5 protein-coding genes are annotated in these 4,520 nt (G+C 75.8%); 4 read left to right on the forward strand and 1 reads right to left on the reverse strand.

The window, feature by feature from the left end; translation table 11 throughout:
* Window positions 1-163: 163 nt before the first annotated feature.
* Entirely contained in the window at window positions 164-1,081 is a 918-nt protein-coding gene (locus tag ABD308_RS01795; RefSeq protein ID WP_344324397.1) for a LysR family transcriptional regulator, read from the forward strand.
* Window positions 1,082-1,100: 19 nt separating this feature from the next.
* Here the strand turns inward: ABD308_RS01795 and ABD308_RS01800 are convergent, their stop codons facing one another.
* Window positions 1,101-1,625 carry a hypothetical protein gene (locus ABD308_RS01800; RefSeq protein ID WP_344324400.1) on the reverse strand — a complete coding sequence of 175 codons (525 nt, stop codon included), beginning with the start codon at window positions 1,623-1,625 and terminating at the stop codon, window positions 1,101-1,103.
* A 190-nt stretch (window positions 1,626-1,815) separates the two neighbouring features.
* Here ABD308_RS01800 and ABD308_RS01805 point away from each other — a divergent pair, with 190 nt between their 5' ends.
* The 3 genes from ABD308_RS01805 to ABD308_RS01815 all read left to right on the forward strand — a co-directional run bounded on the left by ABD308_RS01805 (window position 1,816) and on the right by ABD308_RS01815 (window position 4,441).
* Window positions 1,816-2,346: a helix-turn-helix domain-containing protein gene (locus tag ABD308_RS01805; protein WP_344324403.1), complete on the forward strand. Its 531-nt coding sequence runs from the start codon at window positions 1,816-1,818 to the stop codon at window positions 2,344-2,346.
* A gap of 1 nt (window position 2,347) precedes the next feature.
* Window positions 2,348-4,195 (forward strand): AfsR/SARP family transcriptional regulator, encoded by a 1,848-nt coding sequence (locus ABD308_RS01810; RefSeq protein ID WP_344324406.1) that lies wholly within the window; start codon window positions 2,348-2,350, stop codon window positions 4,193-4,195.
* Window positions 4,196-4,315: 120 nt separating this feature from the next.
* Complete coding sequence (locus tag ABD308_RS01815) at window positions 4,316-4,441, forward strand: hypothetical protein (protein ID WP_344324409.1); 126 nt, start codon at window positions 4,316-4,318, stop codon at window positions 4,439-4,441.
* Window positions 4,442-4,520 lie beyond the last annotated feature (79 nt).

The following is a 4,520-nucleotide window of genomic DNA, read 5'->3' on the forward strand; positions in this document are numbered from 1 at the left end:
CCGCCACCGCACGGCACCCAAGACCATCTGTCCCACCCTCCCGCCACGGGAGTGGGACGTCGGCCCGCCCGACGTCCCGCTCCCGTTCGCGGTCTTCACCGGTTGTTCGCCGGCCGGCCACCCCGGGCCCGGGCGTGTCGCGGACGCTGGCAGAATTGGGTCCGTGATCGACGCGAGACGGCTGCGGACCCTGCGAGCGGTGGCGGACCACCGGACGGTGACCGCCGCGGCGGCGGCGCTGTACCTCACTCCCTCGGCCGTCTCGCAGCAGCTCGCCGCGTTGGAGCAGGAGACCGGTCACCACCTGCTGGCCAGGGAGGGCCGGGGGGTGCGGCTGACGGCGGCCGGGGAGATCCTGCTCGGTCACGCCGACGCCGTGCTCGCACAGCTGGAGCGGGCCGAGGCGGACCTCGCCGCCTACAGCGCGGGCGTCTCGGGGGAGGTCACCGTCGCGTCGTTCGCCACCGGGATCTCGCTGGTCCTCGCACCGGCGATCGGCGCCCTCGCGGCCGGCGCGCCCGGGGTGCGGCTCAAGGTGCTGGACGCGGAGGGCGACGCCAGTCTGCCGATGGTGCTCGACGGCCGCGCCGACCTCGCGGTGGCGGTCGAGTACCGGGGCGCCCCGCGCGCCGACGACGCCCGGCTCACCCGGGTCCCGCTCTACGCGGAACCGTTCGAGGCGGTGCTGCCGCTCGGGCACCCGCTGGCGGACGCCGAGGGCCCGATCGCGGTGGCCGACCTCGCCGGCGAGCCGTGGATCGGGCCCTACCCGGGCAACCCGTGCCATGACGTGGTGCTGCTGGCCTGTGAGCACGCCGGGTTCCAGCCGCGTCTGGTGCACTCCTCGGACGACTTCCGCGCCGTCGTCGCCCTCGCCTCGGCGGGCGCGGGCGTGGCGCTGGTGCCGCGCTCGGCGTTGCTCGGGGTGGACCTGGGGCGGGTCGCCGTCCGGCCCGTCGACAGCGCGCTCGCCACCCGCCGGGTCTTCGCCGCCGTCCGGGCCGGCGCGGACGGTCACCCGCTCATCCGCCCGGTGCTGGACGCCCTGGCCGACGCCGCGCCCGCCGCCGACCGGCGCTGACCGGCGGGGCCGCCGGCGGTCAGTCGCCGAAGTACGGCTCGTAGGGCGAGTTCTCCGGGGTGAAGAGCAGCACGAACTCCTCGCCGGCGCCCGTGCAGACCTCCCGCAGCCGCGCCAGGACCGCCTCCTCGGTGGGCAGTTCCAGGCCGAGCGCGGCGGCCGCCCGGTCCCGCCTGGCCGACAGGTCGGGCATGTCCTCCAGGTACCCGGCCGCCGATTCGGCGCTCTCCGCCGCGGAGAACCCCGGGCAGTCGCGCCACCAGGGCGCGACCAGCAGCAGCCGCAGCAGCTCCGGCAGCCCGATGGCGAGCAGCGCCGCCCGGCCCTCGGAGTCGGCGTAGAGGATCGGACGCTCCTCGCCCCCGTCGCCGCAGAAGAAGAAGCTGCCGCCCGCGCCGTCCCCGGCGAAGCCCTCCAGCGCCGCGCCGGACGCCAGGTGCACCTCCTCCACGTGCTCGTCGCGTTCGAGGTCGAAGTCGCCCGGCCAGGACAGGAAGTCGGCGGCCTCGGGGTGGTCGGTGATGGCGGTGATCAGTGAGGACATGCGAGGCACCCTAGCGGTGCGGACCGACGGCGGAAGCCGCGAGGTGGTGGCATGTTCCTGGCGCGTTCGCCCTCTTGCCGGTGCCCGGTGCGGGCGTCAGCATGAGGGCACCGCGGTCAGGTGTTGCCAGAGGGGGGCTCCGTCGATGGGTGGTGGGGATCCGGTGTGTCCGGAGTGCGGTACGCCCCGTGTGCCGGGGCTGCCGCCGCGGCCGACGGCGGCCGCGCTGTCGCTGACCGCCTCGCTGACCCCGCGCGAGCGCACCGTGCTGCACCTGCTGGGCCTCGGATACGACAACCGCTCGATAGCCTACGAACTGCATATCAGCGAACGCACCGTCAAACGGTTCGTCACCGCCATTCTGGCGAAACTGGGACTCCGGTCAAGACTGCAGGCCGGACTGCTCGCGCTGATTCTCGCCGCCTCCGTCCCCGGGCCCCCCGCCGGCGGTGATTCCTGGCCCAAAGGTCTCATGGACGGCCCCCCGGGCGGCGGTGATGATGATCTGGCATCCGACAAGGAGGGGACCATGACCTTCGACGCCCTCGACGCCCTCCGCCAGGCGGGCAACCCGGTCGACCTGCTGACCCTGGAGCAGCGGGACGTGCTGTCCCGCCTCACCGAGGACGAGGTGACCGTCCTCAATTCCGTCAAACAGCGGCTGGACGCCGTTTCGGACGCCGAGGTGGAAGGGCATTCCTTCGTCATCAAGTTGGCGTGAGATGGCGGTGGGATTCGGGATTCTCGGCCCGCTCCGCGTGCTGGAGAACGGCCGGGAGCTCGACCCGGGATCACGGAAACAACAGATCCTCCTGGCGGCGCTGCTGTCCCACGCGAACACCCGGCTGTCGGCCGAGGCCCTCGTCGAGGCGCTGTGGGACGACGCGCCGCCGCGCACCGCCCGCAAGAACCTCCAGGTGTACGTCTGCGGACTGCGCCGGCTGGTCGGGGCCGAGCCCGGCGGCGGCCCGGAGCCCGCCGCGCCGGTCGTGCGGATCAGCCACCAGGCCGGCGGCTACGTGCTGCACACCCCCGAGGACGGCCTCGACGCGCTGCGCTTCGAGCGGCGGGCCCGGTCCGGGGCGCTCGCCGGGGCGCTGGCACTGTGGCGCGGACCGGCCCTGGACGGGTTCCGGGACGTCCCGCTGATCGACGCGGCCGCGCGGCGCCTGGACCGCCGCCACCTCGCGGTGTTCGAGGACTGGCTGGACGCCGAACTCGCCGCCGGGCGCGGAGCGGTGACGATCGAGCGGGTCACCGAGGCGGCCCAGCGCGACCCGCTGCGCGAGCGGCTGCGGATGCTGCAGATGACCGCGCTGTGCCAGGCCGGGCGGCGCTCCGAGGCGCTCGCCGTCTACGACGAGCTGCGCCAGTCGCTCGCCCAGGAACTCGGCCTGCCGCCCAGCCCGGCGCTGGCCCGCTTCTACCGCGAGCTGCTGTGCGACGCGGGCCCGGTGCTGCCACGGCCCGCCGCCCCGGCCGCTCCCGCCGTGCTCGCCGCGCCCTCCGGGGACCCGGCCCCGGCCCCGCCGCCGCAGCTGCTGCCCACCGACCCGCCCGCGTTCACCGGCCACGCGGCCGCCGTGCGGCGCCTGACCGAGGTGCTCACCGGCGGCACGGGCCGGCTCGCCGTCCTGACCGGGCCGCTCGGCGCCGGGAAGACCGCGCTCGCCGTGCACACCGCGCACCGGCTCGGCGAGCGGTTCCCGGACGGCCGGCTGTTCGTCCGGCTGCGCGGCGACGACGGCCGGCTGCGCCCGCTGGAGGACGTGCTGCGCCAACTGCTGGCCGCCGCCGCCCCCGCCGGCCGCGGCGAACCGCCCGGCCCCGCGCACCGCTCCGACCCGCGCTGGGCCTGGCAGTTGTGGCTGACCGGACGCCGCGCCCTGGTGGTCGTCGACGACGCCCGGCGCGAGTCGGAGGTCCGGCCGCTGCTGCCGGAGGCCGGCGAGAGCGCCGTCGTGGTCACCGCCCGGCCCCGGCTGATCGGCCTGGAAGGCGCCCACCGGTTCTCGCTGCCGCCGTTCGCGGTGGACGAGGCGGTGGAGTTCCTCGGGCGGACGATCGGCGCCGAGCGGGTCGAGGCCGACCGCGAGTCGGCCGCCCGGATCGTGCGCGCCGCCGGGCTGCTGCCGCTCGGGGTGCGGCTGGTCGCCGACCGCCTGGCCTTCCTGCGGCACGTGCCGCTGAGCGAGTACGGGGCCCGGCTGACCGGCGGGCGCGCCCTGCTGGACGAACTGTGCGGGGGAGACCCGCTGGTGCGGGTGCGGTTGGCCGGCTCGGTGGGGGAGCTGCCCGAGGCCGGGCACCGGGCGGTGCTGCGGCTCGGGCTGCTCGCCCACCCGGTGTTCACCCTGGAGCAGGCCGCGACGGTGCTGGACTGCGACCCGGGGGCGGCGGCCCGGACCCTGGAGGACCTCCTGGAGGCCAGCCTGCTCACCGTCGCCGGCCCGGACGGCGCGGAGGGCCCCGGGGCCGCCGTGCGCTTCGCGATGCCGGCACTGCTCTACGCGTACGCCCGCGAGCGGGCCGCCAAGGCCGCCGAACGGGTGCCGGTCCGCCAGCGGTGAACGGGTGTTGACCTTCCGTCATACCGAAATCGAACCGGCGGGAAAGCGCCGCCATACCGGGGCTTCCTACCGTGGCCCAGGGCCGGCGTAGCGGACGCCGCACTGCAGAGGGAGGGCACCATGTCCGAGTCCATCAACCCGGAGCCGACCGAGGCCGAGGACGAGGTCGACGTCGTCGCGCACGGCATCGAGGAGGACGGCCTCGTCGAGGACATCTGCGTCATCAACAACAGCGCGGCGCTCTGACGCGGTCCTTAGGGACGCGGCGTTCTGACGCCTGAGCGGGCCACCCGGCCCCCGGCCCGAGCCGCCGGCGGGCGGGGGG

It is taken from the genome of Kitasatospora putterlickiae (assembly GCF_039527695.1).
GTDB classification, from domain to species: Bacteria; Actinomycetota; Actinomycetes; order Streptomycetales; family Streptomycetaceae; genus Kitasatospora; species Kitasatospora putterlickiae.